Below are 15,949 nucleotides of genomic sequence, written 5' to 3' on the forward strand. Positions count from 1 at the left end.
ATGACGCTTTTCGTCTTCTTCGCGGTGCTTGCCGCGGCCGCGATGCACGCGATCTGGAATGCGCTGGTCAAGGTCCATCTCGACCGCTTCCTGTCGATCACCCTGATGACGCTTGGCATGGGATTTGCCGCGCTTTTCGCACTTCCCTTCGTCGAGGTGCCGAGGGCGGAAGTCTGGCTCTATATCATTGCCTCCGTCGTCTTCCACATGGGCTACCGGACCTTCCTGATCGGCGCTTACCAGGCCGGCGACTTCGCCCAGACCTATCCTCTGGCGCGCGGCACCGCGCCCTTGCTGGCGGCGCTTGGCGGTATGTTCGTGGTCGCCGAAGTGCCGGCGCCGCTCGCCATTCTGGGTATCCTTTTACTGTCGGCCGGCACGCTGGTGATGTCGTTTCGCGGCGGCGCGCATCTGGAACGATTGAACCTGCGCGCGGTCGGCTTTGCGCTGGGGACCTCGATCTTCATCGCCAGCTACACACTGTCCGACGGCAGCGGGGCGCGGCTGGCGGCCACGGCGCAGAGCTATGCCGCCTGGCTGTTCGTGTGCGATGCGCTTGGAGCGCTGGTGCTGTGCCTGATCTTCCGTGGCCCGCGGGCCTTGCCGGTGCTGGCGCGCGACTGGAAAGCGGGGCTGTTCACCGGCGTGCTCAGCGGCGCTGCCTACTGGATCGTCATGTGGGCTATGACCAAGGCGCCGATCGCCTCGGTGGCGTCGCTGCGCGAGACCTCCATCCTGTTCGCCATGGTGATCTCGGTGTTCGCGCTCGGCGAGAAGATGACGGGCTGGCGCGGCGCCGCCGCGCTCAGCATCGTCGCCGGCGTCGTGGCGCTCAGACTCGGCTGACGTCGTGGTCCAGCACGGTCATCACCTGGCCGCGCCGTTCCGGACTGAAGCGGATGACGATGATGATGCAGACGGCGACCACGCCGGCGAACAGCGCCAACGCGTAGCCATAGCTGCCTCCGGGAGCCTCGGCTATGCCCGCCTGATAGGGACCGCCATAGGAGGCCGCGAGATTGCCGGCCTGGTAGATGAAGCCGGGCAGGGTCGCGCGCACCGCGCCGGGCGAGAGCTCGTTGAGGTGCACCGGAATGACGCCCCAGGCGCCCTGGACCGCGACCTGCATGACGAAGGCGCCGATGGCCAGCATGAAGGGCGTCGAGCTGTAGGCCCATAGCGGGATGGACGGCAAGGCAATCAGGCAGGCGAGCGTGATCGCATTGACGCGGCCGATCTTCTCGGACAGCGCCCCGAACGCCAGACCGACGATGTTGGCGACGATGGTGATCCAGCTCACCGTGTGCGGGTCGAAACCATGCTGCTTCTTCAGGAATGTCGGGTAGAGATCCTGCGTGCCGTGGCTGAAGAAGTTGAAGAACATCATCAGCACCACCGCATAGAGGGCGACGCCCCAGTGCTTTTGCAGCGTCTCCAGCATGCCGGGCCTCGCGGTCTTCCGCGCCTCGACGAAGGCCGGCGATTCCGGAACATGCGAGCGGATGAAAAGGACGATCAGCGCCGGGATGAAACTGAGCAGGAACATGGCGCGCCAGCCGATCGTGTAGCCGCCGACCGTCTGGTGATAGAGCAGGCCATAGACGACCGCCGCTAGAAGGTAGCCGGCCGGATAGCCGCATTGCAGGATGCCCGAGACCATGCCGCGGGCGCTGGGCGGGATGGATTCCATGGCAAGCGAGGAGCCAAGTCCCCATTCGCCGCCCATGGCGATGCCGAACAGTGCGCGCAGCGCCAGGAATATGCCGAGATTGGGCGAGAGGGCGGCCAAAGCGCCGATCACGGAATAACTGACGATGTTGAGCATCAGGATGGGCTTGCGCCCGAATTTGTCTGCCAACGTGCCGAAGAAGAACGCGCCAATGAAGCGCGTCGCAAGGGTCAGGAAAAGCGCCTTTGACACCGCCGGGACGTCGGTCTGGAATTCAGACGCAATGTCGGTGAGCAGGAATGTCAGAAGGAAGAAATCGAAAGCGTCGAGCGTCCAGCCCAGGAATGAGGCAAGGACGGTTTTCTTCTGCTGCGAATTGAGCTTCAAGGCGTTCCTCCTGATGTCGAGGAACGTTATCGCGTCGAGGCGAACAATCGTCAGTCACTTTTCAGAGAACTTGGTCACGTTTGCGTAGGGGGTCACCGAGTCCACAGCCGCATTCATTGGACGCCCGCCGGCCGAAGCCGACGGCCTATCAGCCCAGCAGGTGGTTCCAACTGACGCGAGGCACCTGGAGGCCAAGGTTGCGAGTCGAGACATCAGCGGCAATGCGGTCAGCAACCTTCCGTCGTCGTTTCCATCTGGCCAGGGGCCGCGGACTTGGCGCTGGTTTCCTGCTGACCGGGAGCTGACTCCTTGGCGCTGCCTGTCTGTTGGCCCGGTGCGCAATCCTTGGCGGAGTTGGAGTTGGTCGACTTGGTCGTGGTCGAGTCCGTGTTCTGATCCGTCGGCATCGTTGTCGTCGTGGAGGAGGAGCCGCTCGACGTCGTATTGGTCGATTGCGCCAGGGCAAGGCCGCCGGAAAGAATCACTACGACGGAAGCGAGAAGAAGTCGTTTCATCATTCACTCCTGGTGAGTATCCCTTCGGCCGCATAACAAGGGAGTCGGCGAACGCTTCCGTGGAGTATCTGGCGCCGTCGCCGTGGCATCAACGTGCCGGTTGTGGTGCGTCGATGACGACATACGGCCCGGCCCGGCCCGGAACAAAGAAAAGCGCCGTTAGTTTCACCCGCAGGGCACTCAAACAGAAGGACGAGCATGATGAAAATGGCTTTGGTAATCGCGCTTGCGGTGTCGTTTTCTGCGGGCTCTGCAATCGCGGCATGTCCGGACAAGTCGGCTGCCAACACGGGCGCCGACACCCAACAGACCGCCGGTATTTCGAAAGATGGTACCCACGCGCCCTTGGAAACTCCGAAGGCCAAGGATAGTGCCGGCAAACCGGCCGCCAAGGATGGCAGCACAATGCCGTTGGCGGGGGCGGAAGGCGGCGGTGACAAGAATCTCGCAACATCGCAGCAGGATATCGAGGCGCAGCAGCATGGCGGCAAGACCGCGGCGGCAAAGGCCGACGACAGCTGCAATGACTGACGACGAAACAGGGCCGGAGCGATTGTTGGCTCCGGCCTTTTCATCAAGTCTACAGAAGGTCGCGCATCGCGCTCGATCCCGCGTCAAAGACAACACCCATGAACAAGCCGTAGCCCCGGCCGAAGCCAGCGGCTTGGTTCTAGGTGCCGCTTTGTGGGCCCGCACCACTGGCGGGGCGATGCGGGCCCGACCAAGGTTCGGAACCTCGGCCAGCAGCGTGTGGGAACGCTGCCGCCACGGAAATCAGCCGCCGAATATCAGGTTCCGCTTATATGACAAAAAGCCTTTGTTGCCCAGCGAGACGAAACCGCCTCCGGCAAGTTCGAAGAGCCGGCCGGCCGGAGCCAGCGGGGCCTTCGACGGACCGCGAGTGTTTGCCTTCAGCAGGTAGAGCTATGCCTTGGACGAGGCGGCCTCAGAGTTCCGCGTCGTTCGATGGCCGAAGGGGAAGAGGGAGCCAAACGAAGAGCACTCCTCCGCGGCCAGGGCTATGATCATTTCATCGATTCTCTCAACCGTTTCTCTGCTCACGTGATCATCGCCATGAAGGCACTGACGCGCGCGCTTCAGGTGTCGTCGTGCGGCCTCGAAATCGCTGCCCATCCGTTCCTCCCGCTTAGAGAGACTCCAGATTTGAACAGTTCACTCCTTTAAGAAAGTCACCCGAAAGAGCGATTCGGTCGGCAATTGGAGGTAGATGCCCAAAACGCAGAAACCCCGGGAGCGCAGACGGGGCTATTGAGCCGACGGAGGGCGGAGGGAAGCGTGCCGGCTAACTTCTCACGGCGCTGGTTGTTCCGTTCGGCTTTTTCTTGACCCCGCCATATCGGGCGTAACACACAAGCTGTCACGGATCGGCCGCATCGGAATACTCAAGGGCACCATTCAGGAGCTCAGTGGGCGTTTTGTGCCGTTCTGTGCCAATCGGCCCAAGAAGCTAAGTCTTTGAAAGGATGGTGGGCGTGACAGGGATTGAACCTGTGACCCCTGCAATGTCAATGCAGTGCTCTCCCGCTGAGCTACACGCCCATCCGAAGCCGCGCATACACCATTTTTGATCCGGCGCGTCAATAGCAGGAAAGGGGAAAGAAGGCTCCGTTTTGCCGCACCGGCCGATAGTCGCCGATGCCTTGGGCAAAAACGGCTCAGGCCGCCTGCAGCATCTTCTCGACCTCGTTGACGAGGTCGCGCAGATGGAACGGCTTCGACAGCACCTTGGCGTCTTTCGGCGCCTTGGAATCCGGGTTCAGCGCAACGGCGGCGAAACCGGTGATGAACATGACCTTGAGGTCGGGATCGATCTCGGTGGCGCGGCGGGCCAGCTCGATGCCGTCCATCTCCGGCATGACGATATCGGTCAAAAGCAGCGAGAACGGTTCCTCGCGCAGCCGCTCATAGGCACTGGCGCCGTTGTCGAAATCGCTGACCTGGTAACCGGCGCGCTCCAGCGCCTTGACGAGGAAGCGACGCATATCGTCGTCGTCTTCCGCCAGAAGAATGCGTGCCATGATATCCCGTCCGAATCACCCGCCCGGACTCTGCCGAAAGGCAGGGCCGTTAACCATCCTGTATATGAGGAGGCGAGGGTAAACATCAAGTGAACGAGGCGCGGCATAATCCGCATTCGGAAAGGCGGTGCCGGCGCCGAAATGCTGGACATGCGGCCGTCAAGGTGGCACTTTCATCCTATGATGCATTGGTGTTTTCGGGTTCGTTCAAATTGAAGACGGCAGCCGAGGATTTTTCGGTCGTTCCCCCCTTCGAAATCCGGTCGGGCGCCGAGCAGCGCGTCCCCTTCCTCTTCAACTCACCCCACAGCGGGCGCCATTATCCGGAGCGCTTCCTCGCCATGGCGAGGCTGGACCGCAACGCCATTCGCCGGTCCGAGGACTGCTATGTCGACGAGCTGTTCGGCGGCGCGGTGGCGCTTGGCGCGCCGATGCTCGCGGCAAATTTCCCGCGTGCCTATCTCGACGTCAACCGCGAGCCGTGGGAACTCGATCCGCGCATGTTCGCCGAGCCGGTGCCGTCCTTCTGCAACATCCGTTCCGCGCGCGTGGCCGGCGGGCTCGGCACCGTTCCGAAGCTGGTCGGTGAAGGCCTCGACATCTACTCCGGTCGCCTGCCGCTGGCCGAAGCGGTTGCCCGCATAGAGGCCGTCTACAAACCCTATCATGAGACGCTGAAACGGCTGTTGACGCGAACCCACGCGCGTTTCGGCTTTGCCGTGCTGATCGACTGTCACTCCATGCCGGCGAGCATCCGCGTCGGAGACAGCGGCCTGCGGCCCGATTTCATCATCGGCGACCGCTTCGGCATCTCAGCCACCGCGGCATTGACCGAGACCGCGATCGGCCTGCTCAACGCCATGGGCTATACCGTCGCCCACAACAAGCCCTATGCCGGCGGCTTCATCACCGAACACTACGGTCGCCCGGCGCGCCATCTCCATGCGCTGCAGATCGAGGTCAATCGCGGGCTCTACATGAATGAGCGCACATTCGAGAAAGCGGCCGGTTTCGATGCGCTGACCGACGACCTGGCGCGATTTTCGGCCGACCTGATGGCCATGCCCGACCACCATTTCATGGATCTGCCGCTGGCCGCGGAGTGAATAGATCCTGGTTTCATTAGATGGCGCCATCCTCAACCGCCGCATAGTCTTGGGCGACATGGATCGGGATTGGCGGGGATTGGAATTGGCGGCGAAAAAAAGACCGCATCGTTCGCACGATACGGTCGAAGTCTAGGGAGGAAACGCCCAAGGAGGGCATGGACAGGAAACCCTGTCCGAGATCAAGGGTATGGTGCGCTGCACAAATGTCAAGCGACCTACCGGCTTTTTTAATTCAGAGTGATGTGGAAATTGCGCTTCGGTGGCGCCGGCGTGTTATTCTGGCAACAGTCGGCGCGGCGAAAAATCCTGGAACACCCTTGTCTTGGCGCGGAACTGGCGGCACACGTGGGCTCGGCCATGCTGCAATGCGGGAGAATCAGTTGGACATCAGCATCGATTTCATGCGCCGCATCGCGCAAGCGGCGGCGGCGGAAACCTTGCCGCGCTTCCGCAGCCAGGGTGCGGTCGCCAACAAGGAAAAGGGCAGCTTCGATCCGGTCACCGACGCCGATCGCGAAGCCGAGCGCGCCATCCGGGCGCTGATCTCGGCGCAATATCCGGACCATGGCATTCTCGGCGAGGAACATGGAAGCGAGAATATTTCCAGCAGGCATGTCTGGGTAATCGATCCGATCGACGGCACGCGCGCCTTCATCTCCGGCCTGCCGGTGTGGGGGACGCTGGTCGGATTGACGGTGGAGGGCGATGCCGTTGCCGGATTGATGTCGCAGCCCTTCACCGGCGAGCTCTTCTACGCTAACGCTTCCGGTTCTCATTATGAGGGGCCGGGCGGGCCGCGAAAACTGGTCACGCGCAAGACGACGAGCCTTGCTGAAGCAACGCTGTTCACCACGACGCCGGCGCTGTTCAAGGGCGAGGCGCGCCTGCGCTACGACCAGTTCGAGAGGCAGGTGCAACTCGCTCGCTATGGCACCGACTGCTACGCCTTCGCCATGGTCGCCGCGGGAAGCGTCGACATCGTCGCCGATCCCGGACTGAAGCCCTATGACATCGTGGCGCTGATCCCCATCATCGAGAAGGCGGGCGGCGTGGTCACCACCTTCGACGGCGGGCCGGCCGAGAATGGCGGCGATATATTGGCGGCGGCGACGCCCGAGCTCCATGCAGCGGCGATGGCGGCCCTGCGCGGCTGAGCATCCGTTTCGCCGCGATGCGCTTTAGGCGTCTGAGAGACGCAGGCCCCATAGAATGAGCGCGAAAGCGATGAGGCCGGTCGGCGCGGACGAATAGGCGATGGCTTTGATCGCGTACTCCTGAAAGGCGCTTCCATGCGCGGCTCCTGCCGCCAGCGGCATCGTCTCGTTGCCGGCTCCCCAGAGGCTGGCCATCACATAGGCTGCCAGGACGGCCAAGGCTGAATAGATCAGGAACCAGAACGCAATCCGCGACATCGCGACGCCGAGATTAAGCCTGGACCAGACGAGACCCAAAACCAGCAGCAGGACGCCTTGCAAGGCACCGAGCGTGTGAACCGACAATCCGAGCCGCGGTGCGGCGAGGGATGGGATGGCGAACCCTTCGACTGACGAAAACAGCAGGAGGGCGATGCCGAGCTGCAGCAGGCGATGCCCCTGGCGTGGCAGCGTGTCCGATGCGTTCATGGCCGCTCCTCCCGATCCGTCGACTGACCTCTGCGGACGGTAACTAGCGCTCGGGCCCCGAACGGGAACTGGCGTCAAGTTGCCTCCGGTTGAGCAGGAGGCAGGCGTAGCCGTTAGAATTGCCGAGGCGTCGGCGCGATCATCGTCCGACATTGATCGCGCAAGACGCGGGCGCTGGGAACGGGCGTTGTCAGCGGATAGCGAGCGACCTGGGGACCAACCGGATCATGGAGTTTTCGCCAAGCATGAGCCGGAACCGGCGCCGGCTCGGCAATACGCGCCCTCAGGCCGTCGGGTCGTCGCTGCCGGGAATGAAAGCGTCGAAGGCGGCGAGGAATTGCTCGCGGTAGATGTCGGCCTCCTGCAGGATCTCGTGACGCGCGCCGTCGATCATGAGCAGCGAGCCGAGGCGCAGACGCCTGGCATAGGCTTCCACGGCCTTGGTCGAGACGACCTGATCGGCACCGGCGGCGATGACCAGCAGGGGGACCCGGATGCGGGCCATGAATTCGGGATCGCTTACCGCTTCCGCGGCTTCGGCAGCCGCTCTCAGCCAGCGGATCGTCGGGCCGCCAAGCGCCAGTTGCGGGTGATCCTCGTAGATCTTGGTGTTGCGGCGGTAGCGTTCCGGATCCGTCGTTACCTTGTTGGTGTCGAAGGGAGCGGTAACCTTCGGCCGCGGCCCCCAGGCGGCGTAAAGCCGGCCAAGGCCCAGGGCACAAAACAGCGAACAGACGCGGCGGACCGTCCGGATCGAGACGGGCAGGTCGGGCAAGGTGAAGAACGGCGCGATCAGCACCATGCGCCGCACGCGGTTGACCATGGAGGGCGAAGCAAGCAGCGTGATCACGGCGCCGGCCGAATGGGCAAGGATGTAGTACGGCCCGCGACAATCCGGCAGCACGATCTCCTCGAAGAACTGTTCAAGATCGGCCGTGTGGTCGCGGAAGGACTTGATATAGCCGCGCTGGCGATCGCGGATCAGCCGGTCGGAGCCGCCTTGGCCGCGCCAGTCCAGCGTGGCGACGCCAAAACCGCGCGCCGCAAGATCGCGGATGGTTTCGAAATATTTCTCGATGCACTCGTTGCGGCCGGACAGCAGCACCACGGTGCCCTTCATCGGGCGGGCGACCGCGGCGAACAGGCCATAGCGTATCTTCTTGCCGTCGCGTGCCGTGAAAAAGCCGCCGGTGGCGTTTTCCGGTCGCGGGTTGCCCTCAGTTTCATGAAAAAGGGGGGGGTCGGGAAAGGGGGGCGTTTCGTGGAGGAGATACGTCATTCGGCGCTTCGTGCTCGGCGTCTCGCATGCCTGCCTGTCATGGCCGGCCTCGCCAAGGTTGATAGCCGTCCATGGGCCAAAAGCAAAGGAATTCCGGGAGGCATCGGATCGGCAGCAGGGAAGGCCGGAAGCCGCTATGAGCGTGCTTCCGGCCCCTGTCGATCCGGGAGGAAGGGACGTTGCACCCGGTTCGGCCTCGTCGCGGCGCCCGGTCCATGCAAATCCGGCGCCGCTTGTCCTTGATGTCGAGAGCAGTCTAGCGGGGGCTGTCTGAACGCGCGCAAAAGCGCCGGTTCATCTGCCGTTCATCCTCGATTTTTGCCGGGAGGCAAAATCTTGAAATGGCTTTGCCCGCTCCCCAAATGTGGATTGCGGCCGCCAACGTCGGGGCCGCTGGTCAAACCGGAACGCCGCTCACGGGTTTCGCACCGGCCAAACGCAAACCTTGTTGCTCAACAGGAGAACACACCATGCGTCACGTTGATTTTTCCCCGCTCTATCGCTCGACCGTCGGCTTCGACCGTCTCTTCACCATGCTTGATTCGCTTGCGCAGCCCGACGGCGCGCAGACCTATCCGCCCTACAATATCGAGCGCACCGGTGAGGATGCCTACCGCATCTCGATGGCTGTCGCCGGCTTCTCGGACGAGGAGATCTCGATCGAGGCCCACCGCAATGTGCTAACCGTGAAAGGCGAGCGCAAGGATGAGGGCACCGGCGAGGGTTCCGAACTGCTCTATCGCGGCATTGCCTCCAGGGCCTTCGAGCGCCGCTTCCAGCTTGCCGACCACGTCGAGGTCGTGGGCGCCACGCTGAAGAACGGCCTGCTCTTCGTCGACCTGAAGCGCAACATCCCCGAGGAACTGAAGCCGCGCAAGATCGCGATCACTTCGGCTCCGGCCAAGGCCAAGCAGATCGAGGCCAAGACCGCTGCGTAATCCCTAAGTCTCCTCCCGAGACGGAAGCGGCGCCGAAAGGCGCCGCTTCTTTTTTATTTGCCGGGAACAGCAATTACCCGGCGATCAACTGGCCAAAGCGGTCGACTTCCTCTGACGTCGTCGCAAAACTGGTGACGAAGCGATAGAGCAATTCGTCCTCGCCGATATGGCCTTCGAAGCCATGCGGCTTGTGCCAGTCGTAGAAAACAGCACCCGCCGCCTGCAGCCTGTCGGCTTCAGCCTTTTTCATCACCGCGAAAACCTCGTTCGCTTGCGGCAGCCAAGCCAGTTTCGCCGTCTGGGAATCCTCGATCGCCGCGGCAAGGCGGGCAGCCATGGCATTGGCGTGCCTGGCGGTGTCGAGCCACAGGCCGTCGCGGAAATAAGCCTCGAACTGTGCCGCGATAAAGCGCGATTTGGAAAACAGCTGGGCGGCGCGCTTGCGCAGGAAGGCCAATTCCCGGGCACGCTCGAGATCGAACAGCACGATCGCCTCGGCGCACCAGCAGCCGTTCTTGGTGCCGCCGAAAGACAGTATGTCGACGCCACTTTTCCAGGTCATTTCGGCGGGCGTCGTGTCGAGCGCGACCAGTGCATTGGCAAAGCGGGCGCCGTCCATATGCAATGGCACGGAATGTTGCCGCGCGATGGCCGAGATCGCGGCGATGTCATGCAGGCCGTAGACCGTGCCGACCTCCGTCGACTGGGTGATCGAGACCGCCATCGGCCGGCCCCAATGGACCACCTCGCCGGCGAAACGGCCGATCGCCGTTTCCAGATTGTGCGGATCGATCCGGCCCAGCGCGCCGTCGACGGCATGCAGCCGCGAGCCGCCGGAGAAATATTCTGGCGCGCCGCACTCATCTTCGATGACATGCGATTCGCGATGAGCGAAGGAAATGCCGCCGGGCTTGTTGTAGGCGGTCAGCGCCAGCGAATTGGCGGCGGTGCCGGTGGCCACGAAGAACACCGCAACCTCGCGTTCGAAGATTTCGCTGAAGCGCTGGCAGACGGCCTGGTCGAGCGCGCCATCGCCATAGGCAGTGGAAAAGCCGCCGGCGTGGGCCGAGAGGCCGGAGGCGATGTTGGGGTGGGCGCCTGCCCAATTGTCGGAAGCGAAGAACATGCATCTGCCTGTGCTGGGAAAATCGCTGCAACCTTGACCGGTTTCATGGCTGGCTCGCAAGGGCCAGACGCCAGAAAACGGGTAAAGCCAGCGAGCTGCCGAAAACCGGCAGGGACCGAAGCTTGCGTTTAGCGGGTATTTCACGAAACTTTGTGTCGCGGAACGCCGAAGTTTTTTGTGAATCGGTCTTGTATGCGCCCGGCTTTTCTGCCATAAAAATTTAGGACAGTAGTGCTGTCTTATTTTGTCGCGCAAAACAGGCTGGATTGGCGTATTCTAAGCCTCTCCGGCTTTTGCCGCGAGCGACAGGTGGACGGCCGTGCTCTGGCCTGTACGATACCGGATGCGAACCGCGCGGCGAGCCGCATGGTTCGGCAAGGATTTCGCAAGACGTGCCGTAAGGATGAAGGGGAAGCAATGCGCTTCCCGAGGCAAACCAGCGCCCGCAAGGACGCGGAATGGAGGACAGGACGATGACGGAATTGACGCACGCTGCGACGAACGGCAAGGCCGCGCAGACGAAAGCGGCAGCCGTCAAAACCCTGGCCAATACCCGCCGCACCGGTTTGACCGCCCAGGGCCTTTACGACCCGCGCAACGAGCACGATGCCTGCGGTGTCGGCTTCATCGTCAACATGAAGGGCGCGAAGTCGCACACGATCGTCGAGGACGGGCTTTCCATGCTCGAAAACCTGACGCATCGCGGCGCCGTCGGCGCCGATCCGCTGATGGGCGACGGCGCGGGCGTGCTGGTGCAGATACCCGACGGCTTCTTCCGCGAGGAGATGGCCGCGCAGGGCGTCGAGCTGCCGTCGGCGGGGCAGTATGGCGTCGGCCATTGGTTCATGCCGCAGGATGCCGCGCTGCGCGCCCATGTCGAGGACATCATTGCCGAATCGGCGCAGTCCGAGGGGCTGCCGCTGCTCGGCTTCCGTGACGTGCCGGTCGACAATTCGTCGCTCTCCAAGGCCCCGGATATCGTGGCATCCGAGCCGTTCCACCGGCAGGTCTTCATCGGACGCACGGCCGACATTCCCGACGACGAGGAGTACGAGGCCAGGCTCTATCTGCTGCGCAAGGTCATATCGGGCCGCATCTACGCCGAGAACGACAACAAGGACATCGGCGCCTACTGCGTGTCGCTGTCGGCGCGCACCATCGTCTACAAGGGCATGTTCCTGGCCTATCAGGTCGGAGCCTATTACAAGGACCTGTCCGATCCGCGCTTCGAAACGGCGCTGATCCTGGTCCACCAGCGCTTCTCCACCAACACCTTCCCCTCGTGGAAGCTGGCGCATCCCTATCGCATGGTCGCGCATAATGGCGAGATCAACACCGTGCGCGGCAACAACAACTGGATGGCGGCGCGCCAGGCGTCGGTGGATTCGGAGCTGTTCGGCAACAACATCTCCAAGCTCTGGCCGATCTCCTATGAGGGCCAGTCCGACACCGCATGTTTCGACAATGCGCTCGAGTTCCTGTTCCAGGGCGGATACAGCCTCAGCCACGCCATGATGATGCTGATCCCGGAAGCCTGGGCCGGCAACAAGCTCATGGACGCCGACCGCAAGGCCTTCTACGAATACCACGCGGCGCTGATGGAGCCGTGGGACGGGCCCGCCGCGGTCGCCTTCACCGACGGGCGCCAGATCGGCGCCACGCTCGACCGCAACGGCTTGCGGCCAGCGCGCTACATCGTCACCGACGACGACCGGGTCATCATGGCGTCGGAGGCCGGCGCGCTGCCTGTGCCGGAGGAAAAGATCGTCCAGAAGTGGCGGCTGCAGCCCGGCCGCATGCTCTTGATCGATCTTGCCAAGGGCCGCATCGTTTCCGACGAGGAGATCAAGTCGGAGATCGCCACCAGGCATCCCTACAAGACCTGGCTCGCCAATACGCAGCTCATCCTGGAGGACCTGAAGCCGGTCGAGCCGCGCGCGCTGCGCAAGGATGTCAGCCTGCTCGACCGCCAGCAGGCGTTCGGCTACACCCAGGAAGACACCAAGCTCTTGATGTCGCCGATGGCCACCACAGGCCAGGAAGCCGTCGGTTCGATGGGCACCGACACGCCGATCTCGGCGATGTCGGACAGATCGAAGCTGCTCTACACCTATTTCAAGCAGAACTTCGCCCAGGTCACCAATCCGCCGATCGACCCGATCCGCGAGGAACTGGTGATGAGCCTGGTGTCCTTCATCGGCCCGCGGCCCAACATATTCGACCTGGTCGGCAGTTCGCGCCGCAAGCGGCTGGAAGTGCGCCAGCCGATCCTGACCAATGGCGATCTCGAAAAGATCCGCTCCATCGGCCACACCGAGGATCGGTTCGACACCAAGACGATCGACATCACCTATGCCTCGATCGAGGGCGCGGCCGGCATGCAGGGCGCCATCGATCGGCTGTGCGAGCGGGCGGAAGCGGCGGTCGCCGGCGGCTACAACATCATCATCCTGTCCGACCGCCAGCTCGGGCCGGACCGCATCGCCATTCCCGCGCTTCTGGCCACGGCCGCGGTGCATCATCATCTGATCCGCAAGGGGCTGCGTACTTCGGTCGGGCTCGTCGTGGAATCCGGCGAGCCGCGCGAAGTGCATCATTTCTGCTGTCTTGCCGGCTACGGCGCCGAAGCGATCAATCCCTATCTCGCCTTCGACACGCTGCTCGACATGCACAAGCGCGGCGAATTGCCGGAAGAGGTCGACGCCTACGAAGTCGTGTCGCGCTACATCAAGTCGATCGGCAAGGGCATCCTCAAGGTGATGTCGAAGATGGGCATCTCGACCTACCAGTCCTATTGTGGCGCGCAGATCTTCGACGCGATCGGGCTGAAGACCGATTTCGTGGAGAAGTATTTCACCGGCACCGCCACGCTGATCGAAGGCGTCGGGCTGGACGAGATCGCCGAGGAGACGTTCAGGCGTCATACGGATGGTTTCGGCAACGATCCGGTGCTGCGCAACAGCCTGGATGTGGGCGGCGAATATCTGTTCCGCATGCGTGGCGAGGCGCATATGTGGTCGCCCGACGCGGTCGCCACCTTGCAGCACGCCGTGCGTCAGGGGTCCTGGGAGACCTTCAAGGAGTATTCCGCGCAGATCGACAGCGAGACGGCGCGCGCGCAGACCATTCGTGGCCTGTTCAAGATCAAGCTGGCGGAAGATACCGGCCGCAAGAAGGTCCGTCTCGACGACGTCATGCCGGCGGCCGAGATAGTCAAGCGTTTCTCGACCGGCGCGATGTCGTTCGGCTCGATCTCCAGGGAAGCGCATACGACGCTGGCGCGCGCCATGAACGCCATCGGCGGCAAGTCGAACACTGGCGAGGGCGGCGAAGAGGCAGACCGCTATCTGCCGCTGCCCGGCGGCGGCAAGAACCCCGAACGTTCGGCGATCAAGCAGATCGCTTCCGGACGGTTCGGCGTGACGGCCGAATATCTCGTCAACTCCGACGTCATGCAGATCAAGGTGGCGCAAGGCGCCAAGCCCGGCGAGGGCGGCCAGTTGCCCGGCCACAAGGTCGACGCCACCATCGCCAAGGTCCGGCACTCGACGCCCGGCGTCGGCCTGATCTCGCCGCCGCCGCATCACGACATCTATTCGATCGAGGATCTGGCGCAGCTGATCTACGATCTGAAGAACGTCAACCCGGCGGCCGACATTTCGGTCAAGCTGGTGTCGGAGGTCGGGGTCGGCACGGTCGCGGCGGGCGTCGCCAAGGCGCGCGCCGACCACATCACCATCTCGGGTTACGATGGCGGCACGGGTGCCTCGCCGCTGACATCGCTCAAGCATGCCGGCAGCCCGTGGGAGATGGGCCTTGCCGAGACGCACCAGACGCTGGTGCTCAACGGTCTCAGGTCGCGCGTGGCGCTGCAGGTCGATGGCGGATTGCGCACAGGCCGCGACGTCATCATCGGCGCGCTGCTCGGCGCCGACGAGTTCGGCTTCTCGACCGCGCCGCTGATCGCGGCCGGCTGCATCATGATGCGCAAATGCCATCTCAACACCTGCCCGGTCGGCGTGGCGACGCAGGATCCGGTGCTGCGCAAGCGCTTCAAGGGCACGCCCGAGCACGTCATCAACTTCTTCTTCTATGTCGCTGAAGAGGTGCGCGGACTGCTTGCCGAAATGGGCTTCACCCATATCGACCAGATCATCGGCGACGCCGATCTCCTGGAAAAGCGCGACGTGATCCAGCATTGGAAGGCGCGCGGGCTCGACTTCTCGAGGATGTTCTACAAGCCCGATGCGCCACATGAGGCGGTGCACTGGACCGAGCGGCAGAAGCACCCGATCGACGACGTGCTCGACCGCAAGCTGATCGAGCTGGCCAAGCCGGCACTGGAGGCCAAGCAGCCGGTCAAGATCGAGGTCGACATCCGCAATGTCGATCGTTCGGCGGGCGCCATGCTGTCGGGCGAGGTGGCCAAGCGCTTCAGGCACAAGGGCCTGCGCGAGGATACGATCCAGGTGAAGCTGACCGGGACCGCCGGCCAGTCCTTCGGCGCCTTCCTGGCGCGCGGCATCTCCTTCGAGCTGGTCGGCGCCGGCAACGACTATGTCGGCAAGGGCCTGTCGGGCGGCCGCATCGTCATCCGGCCGCCGGATGAAGCCAAGATCGTCGCGGCCGAGTCCATCATCGTCGGCAACACGGTGCTCTATGGCGCTACCGAAGGCGAGGCTTATTTTGCCGGTGTCGCCGGCGAGCGCTTCGCGGTGCGCAACTCGGGCGTCGTCACCGTCGTCGAGGGCGTCGGCGACCATGGCTGCGAATACATGACCGGTGGCATCGTCGTCGTCATCGGCAAGACCGGCCGCAACTTCGCCGCCGGCATGTCGGGCGGCGTTGCCTATGTGCTGGACGAGGCGGGCGATTTCGCCGAGCGCTGCAACATGGCCATGGTCGAGCTGGAGCCGGTGCCGGAAGAAGACGACCTGATGGAAAAGCTGCTGCATCATGGCGGCGACCTCGACCACAAGGGCCGCGTCGACGTCTCGGGTGACATGACCAGCCATGACGAGGAGCGGCTCTATCAGCTGATCTCGAACCACGTGCACTATACGGGTTCGGTGCGCGGCCGCGAGATCCTCGACAATTGGGCGGCGTTCCGGCCGAAATTCCGCAAGATCATGCCGGTCGAATACCGCCGCGCGCTGATCGAGATGGAACGCATGCGCATGAGCGTGGCGGCCGAATAGATCTTCGCAAAGGCCGGGAAGCCCAGGCTTCCCGGCTCCATGTCACTGATAATTTGACCTCTCGCGG

Annotated in this window: 12 protein-coding genes and 1 tRNA gene; 6 read left to right on the plus strand and 7 right to left on the minus strand. The window is 63.3% G+C overall.

The window, feature by feature from the left end; translation table 11 throughout:
- Positions 1-846, plus strand: a complete 846-nt coding sequence (locus FJ428_RS13605) for an EamA family transporter (RefSeq protein ID WP_140496297.1) — start codon at positions 1-3, stop codon at positions 844-846.
- Here the strand turns inward: FJ428_RS13605 and FJ428_RS13610 are convergent.
- Positions 833-2,056, minus strand: coding sequence for an MFS transporter (locus FJ428_RS13610; protein WP_140879565.1), 1,224 nt, complete (start codon positions 2,054-2,056; stop codon positions 833-835). The two genes, FJ428_RS13605 and FJ428_RS13610, sit on opposite strands and share 14 nt — an antisense overlap.
- Before the next feature lie 227 nt (positions 2,057-2,283).
- Positions 2,284-2,571: a hypothetical protein gene (locus FJ428_RS13615; protein ID WP_140556540.1), complete on the minus strand. Its 288-nt coding sequence runs from the start codon at positions 2,569-2,571 to the stop codon at positions 2,284-2,286.
- Between the two features lie 198 nt (positions 2,572-2,769).
- On the opposite strand from FJ428_RS13615, the gene FJ428_RS13620 reads away from it, so the two are divergent.
- The gene (locus FJ428_RS13620) at positions 2,770-3,102 is read left to right on the plus strand and encodes a hypothetical protein (RefSeq protein WP_140496294.1); all 333 of its coding nucleotides are present in this window, start codon (positions 2,770-2,772) and stop codon (positions 3,100-3,102) included.
- Between the two features lie 954 nt (positions 3,103-4,056).
- On the opposite strand, the gene FJ428_RS13630 is transcribed toward FJ428_RS13620, so the two are convergent.
- Both FJ428_RS13630 and FJ428_RS13635 read right to left on the minus strand, forming a co-directional pair.
- Positions 4,057-4,131 (minus strand) — tRNA-Val (locus FJ428_RS13630).
- A gap of 116 nt (positions 4,132-4,247) precedes the next feature.
- Positions 4,248-4,610, minus strand: a complete 363-nt coding sequence (locus FJ428_RS13635) for a response regulator (protein ID WP_006199474.1) — start codon at positions 4,608-4,610, stop codon at positions 4,248-4,250.
- 164 nt (positions 4,611-4,774) lie between these two features.
- Between FJ428_RS13635 and FJ428_RS13640 the strand changes: the two genes are divergently transcribed.
- The gene (locus tag FJ428_RS13640; protein ID WP_140729020.1) at positions 4,775-5,716 is read left to right on the plus strand and encodes an N-formylglutamate amidohydrolase; all 942 of its coding nucleotides are present in this window, start codon (positions 4,775-4,777) and stop codon (positions 5,714-5,716) included.
- Between the two features lie 383 nt (positions 5,717-6,099).
- The gene (gene hisN, locus FJ428_RS13645) at positions 6,100-6,873 is read left to right on the plus strand and encodes a histidinol-phosphatase (protein WP_140879566.1); all 774 of its coding nucleotides are present in this window, start codon (positions 6,100-6,102) and stop codon (positions 6,871-6,873) included.
- Between the two features lie 24 nt (positions 6,874-6,897).
- Here hisN and FJ428_RS13650 read toward each other — a convergent pair whose 3' ends face one another.
- Both FJ428_RS13650 and FJ428_RS13655 read right to left on the minus strand, forming a co-directional pair.
- Entirely contained in the window at positions 6,898-7,341 is a 444-nt protein-coding gene (locus tag FJ428_RS13650; protein WP_140496290.1) for a hypothetical protein, read from the minus strand.
- Positions 7,342-7,624: 283 nt separating this feature from the next.
- Positions 7,625-8,620 carry an alpha/beta hydrolase gene (locus tag FJ428_RS13655; protein WP_140879567.1) on the minus strand — a complete coding sequence of 332 codons (996 nt, stop codon included), beginning with the start codon at positions 8,618-8,620 and terminating at the stop codon, positions 7,625-7,627.
- A gap of 470 nt (positions 8,621-9,090) precedes the next feature.
- On the opposite strand from FJ428_RS13655, the gene FJ428_RS13660 reads away from it, so the two are divergent.
- Positions 9,091-9,558 carry an Hsp20 family protein gene (locus tag FJ428_RS13660; RefSeq protein WP_140496288.1) on the plus strand — a complete coding sequence of 156 codons (468 nt, stop codon included), beginning with the start codon at positions 9,091-9,093 and terminating at the stop codon, positions 9,556-9,558.
- A gap of 73 nt (positions 9,559-9,631) precedes the next feature.
- Here the strand turns inward: FJ428_RS13660 and FJ428_RS13665 are convergent, their stop codons facing one another.
- Complete coding sequence (locus tag FJ428_RS13665; protein WP_140513688.1) at positions 9,632-10,684, minus strand: low specificity L-threonine aldolase; 1,053 nt, start codon at positions 10,682-10,684, stop codon at positions 9,632-9,634.
- A 473-nt stretch (positions 10,685-11,157) separates the two neighbouring features.
- On the opposite strand from FJ428_RS13665, the gene gltB reads away from it, so the two are divergent.
- On the plus strand, positions 11,158-15,882 hold the full coding sequence (gene gltB, locus FJ428_RS13670; protein ID WP_140560303.1) for a glutamate synthase large subunit: 4,725 nt from the start codon (positions 11,158-11,160) through the stop codon (positions 15,880-15,882).
- Positions 15,883-15,949: the final 67 nt, after the last annotated feature.

The sequence above is a fragment of the Mesorhizobium sp. B2-8-1 genome (assembly GCF_006440955.1).
Classification (GTDB): Bacteria; Pseudomonadota; Alphaproteobacteria; order Rhizobiales; family Rhizobiaceae; genus Mesorhizobium.

What these genes read in the sequence shown, in the direction of transcription:
- FJ428_RS13650 (WP_140496290.1), bottom strand. Translation starts at nt 7,341, where the DNA reads ATGAACGCATCGGACACGCTGCCACGCCAGGGGCATCGCCTGCTGCAG.
- FJ428_RS13655 (WP_140879567.1), bottom strand. Translation starts at nt 8,620, where the DNA reads ATGACGTATCTCCTCCACGAAACGCCCCCCTTTCCCGACCCCCCCCTT.
- FJ428_RS13665 (WP_140513688.1), bottom strand. Translation starts at nt 10,684, where the DNA reads ATGTTCTTCGCTTCCGACAATTGGGCAGGCGCCCACCCCAACATCGCC.
- FJ428_RS13660 (WP_140496288.1), top strand. Translation starts at nt 9,091, where the DNA reads ATGCGTCACGTTGATTTTTCCCCGCTCTATCGCTCGACCGTCGGCTTC.
- FJ428_RS13615 (WP_140556540.1), bottom strand. Translation starts at nt 2,571, where the DNA reads ATGAAACGACTTCTTCTCGCTTCCGTCGTAGTGATTCTTTCCGGCGGC.
- FJ428_RS13620 (WP_140496294.1), top strand. Translation starts at nt 2,770, where the DNA reads ATGATGAAAATGGCTTTGGTAATCGCGCTTGCGGTGTCGTTTTCTGCG.
- gltB (WP_140560303.1), top strand. Translation starts at nt 11,158, where the DNA reads ATGACGGAATTGACGCACGCTGCGACGAACGGCAAGGCCGCGCAGACG.
- FJ428_RS13605 (WP_140496297.1), top strand. Translation starts at nt 1, where the DNA reads ATGACGCTTTTCGTCTTCTTCGCGGTGCTTGCCGCGGCCGCGATGCAC.
- FJ428_RS13635 (WP_006199474.1), bottom strand. Translation starts at nt 4,610, where the DNA reads ATGGCACGCATTCTTCTGGCGGAAGACGACGACGATATGCGTCGCTTC.